A 17,023-nucleotide genomic window follows, 5' to 3' on the forward strand; every position below is an offset into this window, starting at 1 on the left:
GGCGCCTCGTTCGTTGTGTTGAGTTGTAACACCCAGTGTAGACAGAGCCGGCACCCTGCACCGCAGGGTCTGCGCCGATGGCGTGAGGGCGCGCCGCCGAATCCAATGCCCGGCGTGATCGCCTCTGCCCTGACCCCGGCGCTGTGCCTGCTGAACCCGCATGCCGCCAACGGCCGCTGCGCCGCCCTCGCCGCCCCGCTGCGCGAGGCGCTGCCCGGGGTACCGCTGGTGCTGCCCGAGAACGTCGCCGCCGCACGCCAGCGCCTGCTGGCCCTGCCCGAAGGCAGCCGCGTCATCGTCGCTGGCGGCGACGGCACCGTGCACCAGCTGCTGCCGGCCCTGGTCGCACGCCGGCTGCAGCTGGCCATCCTGCCCGGCGGCACCGGCAACGACCTGGCCCGCGCACTCGGCCTGGCGCGCATGGGTTGGCGCGAGGCCTTGGCCCACGCACAGCGCGCGCCGGCCGCAGCGATGGACCTGGGCGAGATCACGACGGCCGAAGGCGGCGCCCAGCTCTTCATGTCCAGCCTGACCGCCGGCTTCGACGCGGCCATCGCCATCCGCGCCCAGGCCGCACCCCACTGGCTGCGCGGCCAGCCGCGCTATCTGTGGGCCACGCTGAACGAGATTGGCCGGCTGCGCGTCTATCCGATGCGCGTCGAGGCCGATGGCCAGCTGCTGAGCGACGGGCCGATGCTGTTCGCTTCCAGCCTGAACACGCCGAGCTATGGCAGCGGCATGCCGGCTGCACCCGGCGCGCGCGTGGACGACGGCGAGCTGCAGCTGCTGCGCGTCGCCGCCTTCGGGCGGCTGGGTGCGTTGGCCATGATGCCGCTGCTGCTGACCGGGCTGCACCTGCGTCATGCCAAGGTGAGCTTGAGCCGCTTCAAGGCCTTGCACCTGACCAGCCCCGCGTCCGTGCCGCTGGCCGTGGACGGCGAGCCCCTGCCGTCCGCCACCGACATCGCAGTGCGCGTGCTGCCGCAGGCCCTCAGCGTCGTCCGCGCGCGATGATGGCGCCATGGATCATGACGACACCCCGCGCGCCGGCTGGCTCGGTCCCTGGCTGAAAGGCTTTCCGGCACTGCAGCCGCCCCTGCCACTGGCCGACGTGGCCCAGCGCGGCTGGACGCTGCACGAGCTGCCGACACCCCTGGCCGTCGTGCGCCAGCAGGCCCTGGCCCACAACATCGCCTGGATGCAGAACTTTGCGGCCCAGCGCGGCGTGCAGCTGGCGCCGCATGGCAAGACGACGATGAGCCCGCAGCTGTTCCGCCGCCAGCTCGACGCGGGCGCCTGGGGCCTGACGTTCGCCAACGTGCACCAGTTGCGCCTGGGCCTGGCCGCTGGCGCGCGGCGGGCGCTGATCGCCAACCAGCTCATCGGCGCGACCGAGCTGGCCGAATGGCTGGACCTGCGGCGCCGCCACCCTGGCCTGGAGCTGGCCTTCTTTGTCGACTCGCAGGCACAGCTGGATCTGCTGGCGGCGCACTGGGCGGATCTGGGCCAAGGCGAGGCTCGGATCGATGTGCTGATCGAACTCGGCACTTCGCGCTGCGGCGTGCGCGAGCATGGCCCGGCGCTGGCCTTGGCGCGTGCACTCAAAACCCACCCGGCACTGCGGCTGCGCGGCATCGGCTTCTACGAGGGCCTGCAGGTCCGAGGCGAGAGCGAACCCGACCGCGCGCTGATGCAGCAATGGCAGACGCGCATCGAGGCACTGCTGAGCGACATCGAAGCGGAGGGCCTGATCGACGCCGATGCGCAGCCGCTGTGGCTCAGCGGCGGCGGCTCGGCCCTCTTCGATCTCGTCGCCCCCGTGCTGGCCGGCAAGCCTGGTCGCCTGGGCCTGCTGCGCTCGGGCTGCTACGTCTGTCATGACCACGAGCACTACGGCCGCTACATGCGCAGCATGGACGAGCGCATGGGCACGCCGCTGTCGGCGCCCAGCCTGCAGCCGGCGCTGGAGGTCTGGACCCAGGTGCTGTCCTGCCCCGAGCCGGGCCTGGCCTTGCTCAATGCCGGCCGGCGTGATGTGTCCTTCGATGCCGGCTGGCCGCTGCCGGTCTGGCATCTGCGCGGCGCCGAGCGAGCCAAGGCCCCCGCGGGTTGGCGCGTCACCGGGCTGAACGACCAGCATGCCTATCTGCGCTGGGACCCGAGCGGATGGGACGGCCCCGCCGTCGGCGAGCGCGTCGCGCTGGGACCCTCGCACCCATGCACGACCTTCGACAAATGGGCCTGGATGGCCGTCGTCGACGAGGACGACCGCGTCGTCGATGCCATCACGACGCAGTTCGCATGAAACGCCGCCATTTGCTGAGCCTCTCCGCCGCTGCCCTGATGCCCGCCACCGCCGCAACGCCCCCGCCGCGCTTCCTTCACGTCGGCACCTATGCCCCGCTGGGCCAGGGCCTCTACAGCTTTGCCATCGCCGCCGACGGCGGCCTGAAAACCCTGGGTCTGACGGCCAACGCCCACAGCCCGAGCTGGCTGGCGGCCCAGGGCCACCACGTCTATGCCGCAGAGGAAGGCGCAGACCATGTCGCTGTCTATATCCAGGACGCGCATGGTCGGCTCGAACTTGTGCAGCGCCAGCCCAGCGGCGGCCGCGGCCCGGTGCAGCTGTCGCTGAGCAACGGCCACGCCTGGGTTGCCCATTACGGCGATGCCCGCTTTGCTGCGCTGCCACTGCAAGCCGATGGCCGCCTCGGCGAGACCGAGAGCTGGCCCAGTTGCGCCGGCCCAGACTGCCGGCCGGGCCCGCAACAGGCGGCCAAGGCTCCGCCCGGCAGCCAGGCCAGCAGCGGTCACGAAGCACCGCACGCCCACATGATCCAGGCCAGCCCCGACGGCCGCTGGCTGCTCGGCACCGACCTGGGCCGCGACCGGTTGCTCGTCTGGCCGCTCAAGTCCGGTGCGCCGAAGGCCGCCGCTTTCGAACTCGCACTCAGCCCGGGCTCGGGTCCACGGCACTTTGCCTTCCATCCCACGGACGCTCGCTGGGTCTATGTGCTGCAGGAGGAGTCGTCCACGCTGTCAACGGTGGAGCTGACATCCGACGGCCCACGCCTGCTGGACGAGGTCTCGGTGCTGCCCGGCGGCTTTGCCGGCACCAGCTACGCCTCCGACCTGCTGATCGCACCCGGTGGCCGCCACCTCTACGCATTGAACCGCCTGCACGACAGCCTGGCCGTCATCGCCCTGGCCCAGCCGCGCCGCCCGCGCCTGCTGGACCATCACTGGGTGCATGGCAGCTACCCGCGCAGCGCCTGCCGCGCCGGCCGCCACCTGTTCGTGTGCAACCAGCGCAGCGACCAGCTCAGCCATTTCGACCTCGGCCGCCCCGAGCAACCGCGCTTCACGGGGCGCCAGACGGCGGTGCCCAGCCCCGCCGGGGCCTGTTCGCTCTAGACTGAGCCGATGAAGCAAGCCGCCCTCGTTCTCCTGCTCACCGCAACGGCGCTGGCCGGGGCCGAACCCATCGGCTCGGTCGACACCGCCTTCAAGCTGATCGGCCCCGACCACAAGGTGGTCGTGGATGCCCATGACGATCCCAAGGTGCAGGGCGTGACCTGCTATGTGTCGCGCGCCAAGACGGGCGGCATCAAGGGCGCCATCGGCCTGGCCGAGGACAAGGCCGAGGCCTCCATCGCCTGCCGCCAGGTCGGACCGATCACCATCAGCCAGGCACTGCCGCGCCAGGAAGAGGTCTTCAACGAGCGCATATCCCTGGTCTTCAAGCGGCTGCGCATCGTTCGCATGGTGGACGCGTCGCGCAATACCCTGGTCTACCTGACCTACTCCGACCGCCTCATCGACGGTTCGCCGCAGAACAGCGTGACCGCCGTACCGGTCGCCCGCGAAACCCCCATCCCCATCAAGAAATGACATTCACTGCCGCCCTGTTCGCGCTGATGCCCATGCAGGCGCTGGCCGCGGCGCTGGTGCTGATCACGCTGATCGGCTGGCACGGCGCGAATGCCGGCGGCCGCTGGGCCCAGGTGGGCATGGCAGCCCTGGCCCTGGGCCTGGCCATGGCGAGCCCGACCCACGGCGATCGAATGGCTGTGCCGACCCTGCACAGCGTCGGCCTGGCCGTCATCAGCCTCGGCCTGTCCGCGCTTTGGTGGGCCCTGGGCTTGTGGCTGACGCCGCGGCCGGGGCGCTGGCTCATGGCGGCTGCACCGCTGGTGCTGGGCATTGGCCACGCCCTGTTGGCGGACGAGCATGCCGTCGGCCAAACCCTGGCTGACGCGGTGCTCGGCGCCCAACTCGCCTGGCTGGGCGTGGCGCTGATGCTGCCGGGCCGCAGCACGGTGCTGCAGGGCCTGAACAGCCGGCGCTGGCGCCTGCTGGGGCTGGCCGCCGTGCTGCCGCTGCTGGCAGCCATGCTGGGCCGCGCCGCCACCACCCTGCTCGGCGACACCGCGCCCTGGCCCGACCTGCTGCTGGCGCTGGCCGGCCAGCTCGCCCTGCTGCTGGCCCTGCCGATGCTGCTACTGGCTTGGCGCGGCCAGACCGAGGCCGAGCTGGCGCGCCTGGCCCAGACCGACGGCCTGACCGGCCTGGCGGACTGCAACGCCTTCACCCAGCGCTCGGTCGACCTGATCTCCATGGCGCGCCGCTACGACGAGCCCCTGGCTCTGGTGGTGCTGGACCTGGACGACTTCGCGACCCTGCAGGCAGAGCGCGACATGGATTTCTCCGATCGCGCCCTGGCCCTGTTTGCCAGCTGCATTCAGGCCCAGATGCGCCTGGGCGACCTCGCCGGCCGCCTGAGCGGCGAGCAGTTCGGTGTGCTGATGGCGCGCTGCCTGCCCGAGGGCCCGCAGGCCCTGGACCAGCGCCTGCGCAAGGCGCTGGCCGAACGCGCACCGGCCGAGCTGGGCATGGCGCTGTCCTTCAGCGCCGGCTGGGCCAAGCTGCGCCCCGGAGACCGCGGCCTGGCCGACCTGCAACGCCGCGCCGAGACGGCCCTTTACGAAGCCCGGCGCGCCGGCAAGGGTCAGTTGATGGCCGAGCCGGGGGTCCAGGACTGATGAGCGACAACCTCGTCGACGAATGGGTCGGCCACAACCTGCTGGCCTCCGACCCGGCTTTGCTGGCCGCGCTGCGCGAGGCCGCGCCGCAGGCCGTCGAGCCGCTGTCCCGCTATGGCGCTGAACTCGGCAGTGCCGAAACCGCCCAGCTCGCACGCGACGCCAACCGCCACGGCCCGCAGCTGCGCCAATTCGACGCCCGCGGCCGCCGCGTCGACCTGGTCGACTTCCACCCCAGCTGGCATGCGCTGCTGGCGATGTACCGCCGCCAGGGCCTGATCGCCGACGTCTTCGCCACCGACACGCCCGGCCGCTGGGCCCACTTCGCGGCCGGCTGCTATCTGCATGGCCAGGTCGAGGCCGGCTCGCTGTGCCCGGCGACCATGACCCAGGCCGCCATTCCCGTGCTGGCCAAACAGCCCGAGTTGTTCGCGCCGCTGCGCGACAGGTTCTTCAGCCGTGAGCACGACCCGCTGGACCGGCCGCTGACGGAGAAACCGTCGATCTGGGTCGGCATGGGCATGACCGAGAAACAGGGCGGTTCCGACCTGCGCCGCGTGACAACGCAAGCCGTCGAGCAGACGGACGGCAGCTACGCCATCACCGGCCATAAATGGTTTTTCTCGGCGCCCAGCAGCGACGCCCACCTCGTGCTGGCCCGCACCGAGGCCGGCCCGACCTGCTTCTGGCTGCCCCGCTACACCCCCGATGGCGCGCGCAACGCCATCCAGGTGATGCGCCTGAAGGACAAGCTCGGCAACCGCAGCAATGCCAGCAGCGAGGTCGAGTTCCACGGCGCCTGGGCGCGGCGCCTCGGTGAAGAGGGCCGCGGCATCCCGACGCTGATCGAGATGGCCGGCTACACGCGGCTGAACTGCGTCATCGGCAGCGCCGCCCTGCTGCGCGCCGGCCTGGTCCAGGCCCTGCACAACGCGCGCGAGCGCTTCGCGTTTGGCCGCCATCTCGCGGAACAACCGCTGATGCAGACCGTGCTGGCCGATCTGGCGCTGGAAAGCGAAGCCGCGATGCGCCTGATGCTGCGCCTGGCACGCGGCTTCGAGAACAACGAGCCGGCCTGGCAACGGCTGATGACGCCGGCCGCCAAGCTCTGGGTCTGCAAGCGCGCCATCGAGTGCACCGGCGAGGCCATGGAGTTGCTCGGCGGCAATGGCTACGTGGAGGATGGCGTGCTGGCGCGGCTGTACCGCGAGGCGCCAGTGAACTCGATCTGGGAGGGCTCGGGCAATGTCATGGCCCTGGATGTGCTGCGTGCCGTCGCCCGTGAGCCCGAGGTGGCCTTCGCACTGCTCGATGCGTTTGACGGGAGCACGGACGCCCCGGTGCGCGCCGAAGCCCAAAGCCTGCGGCGCCTGCTGACCGGCGACCCGACTGCGCTTGAATCCCAGGCCCGCCGCGTTGCGCAAGGCCTGGTGTTGTGCGCCCAAGGCCTGCTGATGCGTGAGCAATCGTCCACCATTGCCGCGGACGCCTTCATCGCGACCCGCTTCGGCGGCGATGGCCGCCTTGTTGGCACGCTGGCCGTGCCGCAGGCGGCACAGATCCTCGACGCGGCGCTGGTTGGCTAGTCGCCGAGGTAGCGGCGCACGATGCTCGCCTGCGTGCCATCGCGCTCCAGCGCCTCGCTGGCTTCGCGGTAACGCTGCACCAGCGACGGATCGACCGAGCGCTTGCTGAACATCAGCTGAGCCGGCTCGTGGGGCACCACCACGGAGGTCGGCACGATGCGGCCGGTCAGGCCCAGCTCGCCCAGCTCCCAGCGCGCCGTCACCTCGCTGGCCAGCACGCCATCGACGCGGCCGATCTCCAGCATCTGCCACAGGCTGCGGCGCGCCGACGCCTGGGTCAGCGTGGCGCGAAAGGCCGGGTCGGCGAGCAACTCGGCGTAGTCGGGGCCGTAGACCACCCCGATCTGCACGCCCAGCTTCAGGCCCTGCCGCCAGGCCTCTTTCAGCCGCGTCGCGTTGGCGAAGTCGGCCTCGCGACCGGCACGCACGAAGAGGCGGTTGGCCACGGCAATGTGCTGTTCGACCCAATGCGCATAGGCCTCGCGTTCGGGGCGGCGCAGCGCGCCGGGCAGCAGGTCCAGGCGGCCGGCCTGCAGCTCGACCAGGGCGCGTGCCCAGGGTAGCTCGACCCAGACCGCCCGGCATTGCATGCGCTCCAGCGTGCGCTCGACCAGTTCGGTCTGCATGCCGATGAGGTGGCCCTGCCCGTCACGCATGCTGTAGGGCGGATCAGGGTTCCATCGCACGCGCAGCTCGCAGGCAGACGCCGGCAGGAAGGCAAGCGCCAGGCAGGTCAGGCTCAGGCGCAGCAGGGACAGAGGCGACAGCACGCCCGCATTCTGATCGAGACGGCGGGCTTGTCAGCCAGCTCCGACAGGCCACTGCGACACCCGCCGATACACGCCACCCCCGCCCCTGGCGATGCTGGGCGCGCCAACCTCAGCCGGAATCTTCCATGACCATCGACGCCTCGCTGCAGCACAACTCCCTGGCCGAATCCAGCCCGCACCGCCCCTTCTGGTCAGCGCTGACGCGCCTGTGGTCGCCGGCCGCCACGTCGAGCGAGGCCGAGCTGGGTTATGAATGCGCGCTGCCCTGGACCCTCGGCGAGGACGCGCCCAGGGACAGCGGCGAACCCCGCTACTGAATCAACCCGTTCTTCAGCGCGTAGTAGGTCAGATCGCTGTTGGTCGCCAGCTTGAGCTTCTCGAGCACGCGCGTGCGGTAGGTGCTGACGGTCTTGACGCTGAGGAACAGCGCCTCGGCGATATGGCCCACGGTCTCGCCCTGAGCCAGGCGCAGGAAGACCTGGAACTCGCGCTCCGACAGCGCCTCGTGCAGGGGCTTGTCGGGCGCATTGCCGGCGCTGCCGCCACCCACCACGCTGTCCGCCAGTTGCTCCGCCACCGCCGGGCTGATGTAGCGCCGGCCACGCGCCACCAGGCGGATGGCATTGGCGATTTCGTCGGGATCGCATTCCTTGTTGAGGTAGCCGCTGGCGCCCTGGCGCAGCAGCGTCGTCGCGTAATGCGCCTCAGGAAAGCCGCTGAGGATCAGCACCGGCAGTTCGGGGAATCGCGCCTTGATGGCTGCGAGCGCATCGACGCCGCTCTGGTCGGGCATGGAGATGTCCAGCAGCAGCACGTCGACCTCGCCGCCACGCGCCATCTCTAGGGCGTCGTGGCCACTGGCGCCTTCGCCCGTGACGCGCAGGTCGACGTGGTCGGACAGGAACTGGCGCAAGCCGGTGCGCACGATGGCGTGGTCGTCGACGATGCCGATACGGATCATGATGAACGCGGTGTTGAGGGATGGCTCAGCGTAGCAGTCCGCAGGGCGCGCCGCGATACCTTCAGTCCTACATCGACGCCGGCCGAGTCCGACAGGGGGCCGCGCTTCGGGACTATGCCGCCCGTGGTGGCGTGCCGCGATAGTGGCTCCAGCGGCTCCGTGAAGCCGCCATCCAAGGAGAACTGCAATGCTGAACAAGTCCATCCTCACTCTGGCCGTCGCCACCGCTCTCACGGCCACCCTGGCCGGCACCAGCGGCTGCGCCGTCACCCGCAACCAGGAAACCGTGGGCGCCTATGTTGATGACGCCGCGTTGACCACCCGCGTCAAGGGCAAGTTCGCCGCCGACCCGACCGTCAGCGCGATGGCCATCAGTGTCGAGACGCTGAAGGGCACGGTGCAACTGTCCGGCTTCGCCAAGTCGTACGAGGAAAAGGCCATGGCTGAGAAGCTGGCCCGCGAGACCTCCGGTGTCGTCGCCGTGCGCAATGACATCGCCGTGCGACACCCCAACTGAAGACCGCCGCTGAAGGACTTCCAAGGGAGTTTCCCTAGGAGAAGTCCTACAGCGCGATGCGCTGCCGGCACTGCCGGCCCGACGCGGAAGCGGTCCATACTTCAACCTCATCATCCTCGCGCCGCCGTCGGGCCATGCCAGCACTCAAAGCCTTCATCGTCGAAGACAGTCCGGTGATCCTTGAGAACCTGATTGCGACGCTTGAGGAACTGGCTCAGGTCGAAGTGGTGGGCTCGGTGGCCGATGAAGCCAGCGCGGTGCGCTGGATGAGCCGCGATCCCGACGGCAATGCCGATCTCTTCATCGTCGACGTCTTCCTGCGTTCCGGCACCGGCCTGGGCGTGCTGCAGGCCGCCCAGCAGTTGGGCATCCGGGCGCGGCGCGTCGTGCTGACCAATTACGCCACCGAGGAAATGCGCCGGCGCTGCGCCAGCCTGGGCGCGGAACGGGTGTTTGACAAGAGCCGCGAGCTCGACGACCTCATCAGCTACTGCGCCGAACTGGCCGAACATGCCTCATCAGCGCGCCCTGCAGCCGCGGCCAGTTGAACGGCTGCCCGTGCTGCGTCATCTCGATCCCTGGCTGGAAGGCGCCAGCCGCAATCGCGGTCTGGCCGTCGGTTTCGCGGCACTGGCAGCAGCCGCCGTCATGGGCGTCAGCGAGGCCGCCTTCTGGGGTGCTGACGAGGCGCTGAACCAATCCCAGGCCCGCCACCAGGCGCGCAACGACGGCCTGCGCCTGCGCGAGTTGCTGACCGATGCCGAGACGGCGCAGCGCGGCTATCTGCTGACCGGGCGCGACGATTACCTCGCGCCAATCAAGCTGGCCGAGCAGGAGCTGCCCAATGTGTTGTCACGGCTGCGCGGCCAGTACGCCAGCTCCGAATGGGAGGCCCTGGTGGCCGACGCGAGCCGGCGTGCCAGCGAAAAACTCTCCGAACTGCAGCTGGTCGTCAAGCTTTACCGCGACGGGCAGGACACGGCCTGGCACGGGCTGGTCGAGTCCGACATCGGCCGCGAGAAGATGCAGGCGGTGCGCGACGCCGTCGGCCAGCTCGACCAGCACGAACTGACGCAGATTGCCACCGAGCGCGACGCCGTCGTGCGCTCGCTGAACTACGGCCGCATCGGCGTGCACGGGCTGACGCTGCTCAGCCTGTTCGGCCTGGCCATCTTTCTGCGCCGTAACGAGGCCCTGCACGCGGCCCGCCGTGAGCACGCCCAGGAGCTGGCGCTGGAACGCGACCGGCTGGACCGCGAGGTGGCCCGCCGCACCGCCGAGCTGACCGAGCTGGCCCACCACCTGCAGACGGTGCGCGAGGACGAGCGCGCCCATCTGGCCCGCGAGCTGCACGACGAGCTCGGTGCGCTGCTGACGGCCGCCAAGCTCGACGTGGCGCGCATCCGCCGCATGACGCGCACCGCGGCGCCCGAGATCGACGAGCGCCTCAAGCACATGAGCGAGCTGCTCGACCAGGGCATTGCGCTGAAGCGCCGCATCATCGAGGACCTGCGCCCATCGGCCCTGTCCAACCTCGGCCTCATCCCGGCGCTGGAGATCCTGACCCAGGAGTTCGCGCAGCGCTCCGGCCTGCAGCTCAGCCTGGAGCTGATGGAGGCCCCCAGCGACGAGGCCAGCCGGCTGGCGATGTACCGCCTCGTGCAGGAGGCGCTGACCAATGTGCTGCGCCACGCCAAGGCCAAGCACGTGCGCGTCTCGCTGGCCGAATCGGATGGCTGGCTGCAGTTGCACATCCGCGACGATGGCCAGGGTTTCAACCCCGAAGCGGTGGGGGCCGGCCACCATGGCCTGCTGGGCATGCGCTACCGCATCGAAAGCCTGGGCGGCACGCTGCAGCTGCTGTCCGCGCCCGGCCGCGGCACGCTGGTGCTGGCGCGCCTGCCGATGCGCGAAGATCCAGAACCCGAGCCAGCCCCCGTGACCGCGCCCGGCGAACTGGGCAGCCCCAGCCCTTCCTGAAGTCCTACAGGCCAAGCCTGCCCGAGCCGACATGGCGCCGCATCGGGCGCACCCAAACTGCTCCCGGGCGCCGCACCGACAGAGCGCGCGGTAACCGTCTCAGACGCAGCCAGGAGGGCACCATGCAATTCCCGCGATCACCGCATGCCGAGGGCTGGCACACGCAGATGCCGGCACCGCCGGTACCCGACATGTCCATCATGTCGCGGGACGCCGACGCGCTGTCACCGCCCTTGCACAGCCGCCGCTTCCACGCAGCCGCCATGCTCGTCGCCATCGCGGCCCTCGGGGCCAGCGCCGGCGTGGACATGGTCGACGACCCGCGCCCGCTGGACGTGCAGCTGAGTGCCGTCATGCACAAGGCGGCGGACACCCTGCACGGCTGGCAGCAGCAGCTGTCGCGCGGCCTGCAGGTGTCGCTGCGCGCGGTCGCGGACGGGCGCGACAACAGTGCGCCGCCGGCCTCGACACCCGATGACGCCACCATCGTCGCCAAGGCCGAAGCGCCGGCCGTTGATGCCGACGACCGCGACCAGCCAGTGCGCGCCGATGTGGCGCCGCAGCCGCCCCGCGAGCCGCAGGCGACCGCCCGCTGAGTTCAGGCGGGCATCGTCTCTTCGGCGGCAACCAGCAGCTCAGCCAGTGGCTGGGGCCGGTGGAGCAGGAAACCCTGCACCTCGCCGACGCCCAGGCGCACCAACTCCAGCAGCACCTCGGGTGTCTCCACGCATTCCGCCACCGTCGTCAGGCCGAGCGTCCTGGCAACGTCGACAAAGCTGCGCACCGCCACCTGATCGAGCGGGTCGGTCATCAACGCGCGCACGAACTGGCCGTCGATCTTCAGCAGATCCACTGGCAGCGCCTTCAGATAGCTGTATGAGGAGGCGCCGGCGCCGAAATCGTCCAGCGCGATGCGCACACCCAGGGCCCGCATCTGCTGGATGAAGCTCGCCGCCTCGCCGAGCTGGGTGATGACGGCCGTCTCGGTGATTTCCAGGCACAAGGTCGCGGCACGCGTGGGGCCTAGCGCCGTCAGCAGGGCCCGGGCTTCCTGGTGGTAGGCCGCATCCTGCAGCGTCAGGGCCGACACATTGATGGACAGCGACGCGACCTCCGGGGGGCCGCCGCGCTGCAGCAAGTCAACCGCCTGCCTCAAGACCCAGCGGTCCAGCCGCGGCGCGAGATGGAAGCGCTCGGCCGCCGGCATGAAGGCGCCGGGCAACACACGGCTGCCGTCGCGCTCGCGCAGGCGCAACAGCAGCTCGCCGCGCAGCCGGCCATCGTCCTCACCCTGGGCCGGCAGCACACGCTGCAGGTCGAGCTCGAAGCGGTCCTCGTCCAGGGCCTGTTGCAGCCGCGTCGCCCAGCGGTGCTCGCTCTGGTGGGCGCGCAGCGTGGCGTCATCGGGCGCCCACAGCTGCACGCGGTTGCGGCCCTGCTCCTTGGCGATCATGCAGCAAGCATCGGCCTCGCGCATGGCGGCATCGGCATCGGGCCAGCGCCCATCCAGCGGGGCCACGCCGATGCTGGTGCCGATGCGAAACCGTTGCTCGCCGTGCACATAGCGGTACTGGTCCATCGCGTCGCACAGCTTCTGCGCCACGTGCAGGGCCTCGTCGAGCGAGCAGTTTTCCAGGATGGCCGCGAACTCGTCGCCACCCAGCCGGGCCACCGTGTCGCGGCCGCGAACGCCGGCCTCCAGGCGGCGGGCAACCTCGCGCAGCACCTCGTCGCCGGCGGCATGGCCGCAGTGGTCGTTGACGAGCTTGAAGCGATCGAGGTCGAAAGCCAGCAGCGCATGGTGGCTGCCATCGCGCTTGGCTCGCTCGAGCGTGCGCGCCAGGCGCTGGCCGAACTCGACGCGGTTGACAAGGCCAGTCAAGCCGTCATGGCTGGCGCGCCAGCGGATCTCGTCGAACTGGCGGCGCTGCTGGGTCACGTCGCGAAAGACCAGCACGGCGCCAAGCACGCGGCCGTCGGCATCGCGGATGGGGGCGACCGAGTCGTCCACGGCGCGCAGTTCGCCATCGCGGCTGAGCAACATGGCACCGGCAGACAGACGCGTCGGCCGGCCGGTGGCCAGGCAGCGCTGCACCGGGTCGGCCAAGGGCTCGCCGGTTTCCTCGCGCTGGGCCAGGAAGACATGGCTGGCCGGCTGGCCGCGCGCCTCGGCGGCAGACCAGCCCGTCAGCCGCTGGGCGACGGGGTTGAGCCAGGTCACGCGGCCCAGGGCATCGGTGGTCAGCACCGCATCGGCGATGGATTGCAGCGTGACCTCCAGCAGCTCATGCTGCTCCTGCAATTGCTGTTGCAAACGGCGAGCCTCGCTGACGTCCCAACAGACGCCCGACAAGCGCCGCGGCCGGCCGCCAGCATCGCGCAGCACCCGGCCGGCGCTGCGCAGCACATGGACGCTGCCATCGGGCCAGCTGACCCGCCATTCGCCGTCCAGCTGGGGCCCGTCGCGCAGGGCCGCCCGCACGGCCATGACGGCGGCGCGGCGGTCCTCGGGATGCAGGCGCTTGCGCCAGTTCGCGAGGCTGGTGCGCTGGCCACGCGGCGGCTCGCCGTGCAAACGCCACATGGCGTCGTCCCAGGTGAGTTCGCCATGGCGAGAGTCCCGCAGGTCCAGATTCCAGACGCCGATGCCACCACTGTGCGTGGCCAGGGCCAGACGCTCCAGCGTGCGCTCCAGCTCGGCACGCACCTTGGCGGGTTCACTGACGTCCTGCATGACGACACCGACACGCCGGCCGGTTTCGTCTTCGTCATGGCGACCAACCACGCGCAGCACGCGGTGCCCGTTCGGGCCGGTCTCGCACGGCAACTCGACATCCCAGCCCTCGCCGTCTGCCGCAGCGCGCTGCAGGGCCGCGTCCAACATGGCAGCACCATCGGGGCCGAAACGCTGCAACAGGGCTGCCAGCGTCGGTACCTGGCCAATGGGCAGGCCAAGCAACTCGCAGGCCGAGTCGGACACCGTCAGCTTCTCGGTGCCGGCCTGCCATTCCCAGGCGCCGACGCCAGCCAGGCGGCTGCAGCGCTCCAGGAAGCGCGCGTTCTGCGCCAGCGCGAGCTGCGCGGCTGACACCGAAGCGGCGAGCACATCCCGCGGTGCCTCGTCTGCGGGCACACCCGTCTGCTGGGGTTCGCTCATCGATGCTGCTCCGACGCAAAGACGGGCAAGCATCAAGCCCACAGGAGCGGGGCCGCGTCGGCAGGACGGGCAAAGACTTGTAGGACAGGGCCGCATCCACGCGGGCCTACCGCTTGTCCTACAAGCACCGCGGCGGCGCACTGACAACCACCTGCCCCGGCGGGGCGTTCACTGGGTGCAGCGGCACCGCCGCATTCCTCAGGAGAAATCCCATGACCACCCGTCGCAACCCCTTCGCACACTGGATCGCCCCGGCTCTGCTGGGCGTGGCTGCCATGGCGGCCCTGCCTGCCGCCCGGGCCGCGGACGTCGGCGTCTCCATCGGCTTCAGCCAACCGGGCGTGTACGGGCGCGTCGACATCGGCCGCTATCCGCAACCGGTGCTGCTGGCACCCCAGCCGGTCATCATCGGCCGCCCGGCCTACCGCGCCCAGCCGGTCTATCTGTGGGTGCCGCCCGAGCACCGCCACAACTGGCGCCGCCACTGCGGCTATTACGGCGCCTGCGGCGCACCGGTCTATTTCGTCGAGGACGGCTGGTACCGCCAGAACGTCGTCTACCGTGACCGCGACGGGCGCCGTGACGACTGGCATGACCGCGGCCGTCACGACCGCGGCCACGGGCACGGGCACGGGCACGGCCACCGCGACTGATAGCTCGCAAAAGGCCACGCCGGACCTGCAGTTCCGGCCATCGCCAGCGGGCTCGGCGGCCTAAAGTCGGGTCAACCCTGACCGTTGTGCCGCCTGTGCGGCTGGCCCGGATGCCCGACTCTGCTGACCTTTCCTTCCCAATCCCGCTGACCCCGCCGCCGGCCCCCCGCCGGGTTTCGGCCTATGCGTGGCCCATGGCCCTGGCTCTCGCTGCCTGCGGCGGGGGCGGCGGCTCCGCGCCCAGCGAAGCGCCCGGCCCGCCGCCGCCAGCGGCCACGCCCAGCCCGCTGCCCATGCCGGTCCCGGTGCCAACGCCCAGCCCCTCGCCAACGCCCAGCCCGTCGCCAAGTCCTGCACCGGCGCCCAGCCCCGCGCCCAGCCCGAGCCCGAGCCCGTCGCCCGCTCCTTCGCCGACGCCGACACCGCCGCCCCCCCCGCCCCCCCCGCCGCCTCCTCCGCCACCACCACCGGTGTCCGGCATCGTCGCGGCGGGGCTGGCGCTGAACAGCGCCACGGTGCGCGTGCTGGACGCGACCGGCAAGGCCATCGCCACCGGCAAACCCGTCACCGCCGCGACCGGTGCCTACGGCCCGATTGCACTGAGTGGCGACGGCCCCTTCCGCGTCGAGGCCTGTGGCAGCGTCGCCGACAAGCCAATCTGCCTTTGGGGTGCCACCAGCAGTGGCGGCACGCTGCATCTGACGCCACTGACCAGTGCCATCACCGTGCTGGCCAGTGACCAGGCTCCCGAGACGCTGATGACCGGCGCCGTGCAGGGCCTGGGCGACACCGCCCTGGCCGGCGCCCAGACCCGCCTGCGCGCAGCCCTCGCGCCAGCCCTGGCCGACGCAGGCCTGGCAAGCGACTTCGATCTGCTGGCTGGCGCGCTGACGGCCGGTTCGCACACCGGCTACGACCGCATGCTGGACACCGTCGCCGTCGGCCTGGGTGCCGACAGCAAGGCCTTCGTGACGCTGACGTCCCGCCTTGGGGCAGGCACCGCCTATCTGGAGACCAACACGACCCAGGGCAGCCTGGGCTTCGACGCCGCAGCGGCGGGGGTGGACCTGACCGGCCTGGATGCGCTGTTCACCAAGCTGATCACGGCCACGGCCAACATCGGCAACTGCCAGAGCAAGTTGATCGGCCTGGAGTCCATCTTCGACGCGAATGCGCGTGCCAGCGTCGATGCGATCTCGGCGCCCTTCATCGGGGCCAAGGACGCGGCGCAGCTGGTCTGCCTGCGCATGAATGGCATCCTGGGCGAGGGCGAGGTCATGTTCGGCGGGAAGCTGCTGCGCTCCATGCTCGGCCGCTGCGACTTCGGTGTCGGCGACCCGCTGTGCCGCGTCGGCTTCGTCTATCAGAACGCCGCGGGCTTCCAGCGGCGCTTGGGGCTGGAGCAGGCTGCCGTGAAGCGCCCCTCCGGCTGGACCTTCCTTGGCAACCGCCTGGAGGTGCAGGCCACGGCCGCCGCCCGCCTGGTGCTGACGCGCCGCGTCGACAGCGCGGCACCGGACAGCTATGCGCGCTATCTGGATATCAGCATTCCCGCCATCAGCGCCAGCGGCGGGGGTGTGCTGCAGTGCGCCCGGGTCAGCCAGAAGGACGCGAGCGGCACCGATGTGCCACTGGCGCTGTTCAAGAAGGCCGGCGCTGGCGGCTATCTGAGCCTGTGGAGCGTCAGCAGCAGCGACGGCACACCCAGCCTCGATCCGCTCAGCGGTGCCACGCGCGGCAACAACATCGTCAGCCTGCCGGTGCCTGCGGGCGCTGCCGGCGACGCCGTGGCGCGCAATTTCGTACGCGCGGGCCGCAACCTGAAGATCGAGCTGTTCCAGGACGGCGCCTGCGGCACGCCGCTCGGCGGCCTGGATGGCGACAGCCTGGGCATTGAACTCGCCGGCCAGTTGCCCATCGCTGCCGCCACCCAGAGCGGCCTGCCCTGGCCGGCGCTGGTGGCCAAGGCGATCACCGACCTGACCGGGATGAAGGGCGCCGTCAACGCCAAGATCAGCTACGGCCCGACGTGGACCTTGCCGCGCGGCGACCTGCTGCCAGACCGCGCCCTGCTCTGCACCGACACGGCTTGCAACAGCAAACTGGCCGACCTGGAACTTGGCGTCACAGCCAAGGGCGCCTTCGCCACCGGCGCCTCGCTAAGCGCAACCGTGGGCAACACGGCACTCAATGTCAACAGCTACAAACTGCTGCGCATCATGGGCCGCATGCCTGATGGCCTGGTGTTGCAGTTGGACAGCCAGTCCTGCTCGGCGCAGACCTCGGGGCTGCCCTGCTGAGCCAGGGCCTGTTAACACTACGGCAACGGGTCGCGTTGTGGCCAGAAAGGGCGCGAG

General features: G+C 70.7%; 16 protein-coding genes. 13 read left to right on the forward strand and 3 right to left on the reverse strand.

Annotated elements, in window-relative coordinates:
• The first annotated feature begins 114 nt into the window (after nt 1–114).
• The 6 genes from ACXJKJ_RS06510 to ACXJKJ_RS06535 are packed head-to-tail and all read left to right on the forward strand — an operon-like array spanning nt 115 to nt 6,628.
• Nucleotides 115–1,014, forward strand: coding sequence for a diacylglycerol/lipid kinase family protein (locus tag ACXJKJ_RS06510; RefSeq protein WP_162247876.1), 900 nt, complete (start codon nt 115–117; stop codon nt 1,012–1,014).
• A gap of 7 nt (nt 1,015–1,021) precedes the next feature.
• Nucleotides 1,022–2,305: an alanine racemase gene (locus ACXJKJ_RS06515; protein WP_457389526.1), complete on the forward strand. Its 1,284-nt coding sequence runs from the start codon at nt 1,022–1,024 to the stop codon at nt 2,303–2,305.
• Complete coding sequence (locus tag ACXJKJ_RS06520; protein WP_457389527.1) at nt 2,302–3,414, forward strand: lactonase family protein; 1,113 nt, start codon at nt 2,302–2,304, stop codon at nt 3,412–3,414. The genes ACXJKJ_RS06515 and ACXJKJ_RS06520 overlap by 4 nt, the downstream gene beginning before the upstream one ends.
• 9 nt (nt 3,415–3,423) lie before the next feature.
• The gene (locus tag ACXJKJ_RS06525) at nt 3,424–3,891 is read left to right on the forward strand and encodes a CreA family protein (protein ID WP_457322824.1); all 468 of its coding nucleotides are present in this window, start codon (nt 3,424–3,426) and stop codon (nt 3,889–3,891) included.
• Nucleotides 3,888–5,042 (forward strand): GGDEF domain-containing protein, encoded by a 1,155-nt coding sequence (locus ACXJKJ_RS06530; RefSeq protein ID WP_457389528.1) that lies wholly within the window; start codon nt 3,888–3,890, stop codon nt 5,040–5,042. Before ACXJKJ_RS06525 ends, ACXJKJ_RS06530 begins: the two co-directional genes overlap by 4 nt.
• Nucleotides 5,042–6,628, forward strand: coding sequence for an acyl-CoA dehydrogenase family protein (locus ACXJKJ_RS06535; RefSeq protein WP_457389529.1), 1,587 nt, complete (start codon nt 5,042–5,044; stop codon nt 6,626–6,628). Before ACXJKJ_RS06530 ends, ACXJKJ_RS06535 begins: the two co-directional genes overlap by 1 nt.
• Here ACXJKJ_RS06535 and ACXJKJ_RS06540 read toward each other — a convergent pair.
• Entirely contained in the window at nt 6,625–7,398 is a 774-nt protein-coding gene (locus ACXJKJ_RS06540; protein ID WP_457389530.1) for a substrate-binding periplasmic protein, read from the reverse strand. The two genes, ACXJKJ_RS06535 and ACXJKJ_RS06540, sit on opposite strands and share 4 nt — an antisense overlap.
• A 125-nt stretch (nt 7,399–7,523) precedes the next feature.
• Between ACXJKJ_RS06540 and ACXJKJ_RS06545 the strand changes: the two genes are divergently transcribed.
• Complete coding sequence (locus ACXJKJ_RS06545; protein ID WP_457389531.1) at nt 7,524–7,715, forward strand: hypothetical protein; 192 nt, start codon at nt 7,524–7,526, stop codon at nt 7,713–7,715.
• Here the strand turns inward: ACXJKJ_RS06545 and ACXJKJ_RS06550 are convergent.
• Nucleotides 7,709–8,359 carry a response regulator gene (locus tag ACXJKJ_RS06550; protein ID WP_056204980.1) on the reverse strand — a complete coding sequence of 217 codons (651 nt, stop codon included), beginning with the start codon at nt 8,357–8,359 and terminating at the stop codon, nt 7,709–7,711. The two genes, ACXJKJ_RS06545 and ACXJKJ_RS06550, sit on opposite strands and share 7 nt — an antisense overlap.
• A gap of 187 nt (nt 8,360–8,546) precedes the next feature.
• Here ACXJKJ_RS06550 and ACXJKJ_RS06555 point away from each other — a divergent pair, with 187 nt between their 5' ends.
• From ACXJKJ_RS06555 to ACXJKJ_RS06570, 4 genes are all read left to right on the forward strand, one after another.
• Nucleotides 8,547–8,876 carry a BON domain-containing protein gene (locus tag ACXJKJ_RS06555; RefSeq protein WP_056204983.1) on the forward strand — a complete coding sequence of 110 codons (330 nt, stop codon included), beginning with the start codon at nt 8,547–8,549 and terminating at the stop codon, nt 8,874–8,876.
• A 134-nt stretch (nt 8,877–9,010) separates the two neighbouring features.
• On the forward strand, nt 9,011–9,424 hold the full coding sequence (locus tag ACXJKJ_RS06560) for a response regulator transcription factor (RefSeq protein WP_056204985.1): 414 nt from the start codon (nt 9,011–9,013) through the stop codon (nt 9,422–9,424).
• The gene (locus tag ACXJKJ_RS06565; protein WP_457352488.1) at nt 9,387–10,856 is read left to right on the forward strand and encodes a CHASE3 domain-containing protein; all 1,470 of its coding nucleotides are present in this window, start codon (nt 9,387–9,389) and stop codon (nt 10,854–10,856) included. The genes ACXJKJ_RS06560 and ACXJKJ_RS06565 overlap by 38 nt, the downstream gene beginning before the upstream one ends.
• Nucleotides 10,857–10,978: 122 nt before the next feature.
• On the forward strand, nt 10,979–11,452 hold the full coding sequence (locus ACXJKJ_RS06570) for a hypothetical protein (RefSeq protein ID WP_457389532.1): 474 nt from the start codon (nt 10,979–10,981) through the stop codon (nt 11,450–11,452).
• A 2-nt stretch (nt 11,453–11,454) separates the two neighbouring features.
• Here ACXJKJ_RS06570 and ACXJKJ_RS06575 read toward each other — a convergent pair whose 3' ends face one another.
• The gene (locus ACXJKJ_RS06575) at nt 11,455–14,013 is read right to left on the reverse strand and encodes an EAL domain-containing protein (RefSeq protein ID WP_457321666.1); all 2,559 of its coding nucleotides are present in this window, start codon (nt 14,011–14,013) and stop codon (nt 11,455–11,457) included.
• Between the two features lie 212 nt (nt 14,014–14,225).
• On the opposite strand from ACXJKJ_RS06575, the gene ACXJKJ_RS06580 reads away from it, so the two are divergent.
• Nucleotides 14,226–14,666 carry a hypothetical protein gene (locus ACXJKJ_RS06580; protein WP_457389533.1) on the forward strand — a complete coding sequence of 147 codons (441 nt, stop codon included), beginning with the start codon at nt 14,226–14,228 and terminating at the stop codon, nt 14,664–14,666.
• Nucleotides 14,667–15,136: 470 nt separating this feature from the next.
• Nucleotides 15,137–16,966: a hypothetical protein gene (locus ACXJKJ_RS06585; protein WP_457389534.1), complete on the forward strand. Its 1,830-nt coding sequence runs from the start codon at nt 15,137–15,139 to the stop codon at nt 16,964–16,966.
• Nucleotides 16,967–17,023 lie beyond the last annotated feature (57 nt).

Source organism: Roseateles sp. P5_E1, assembly GCF_054049335.1.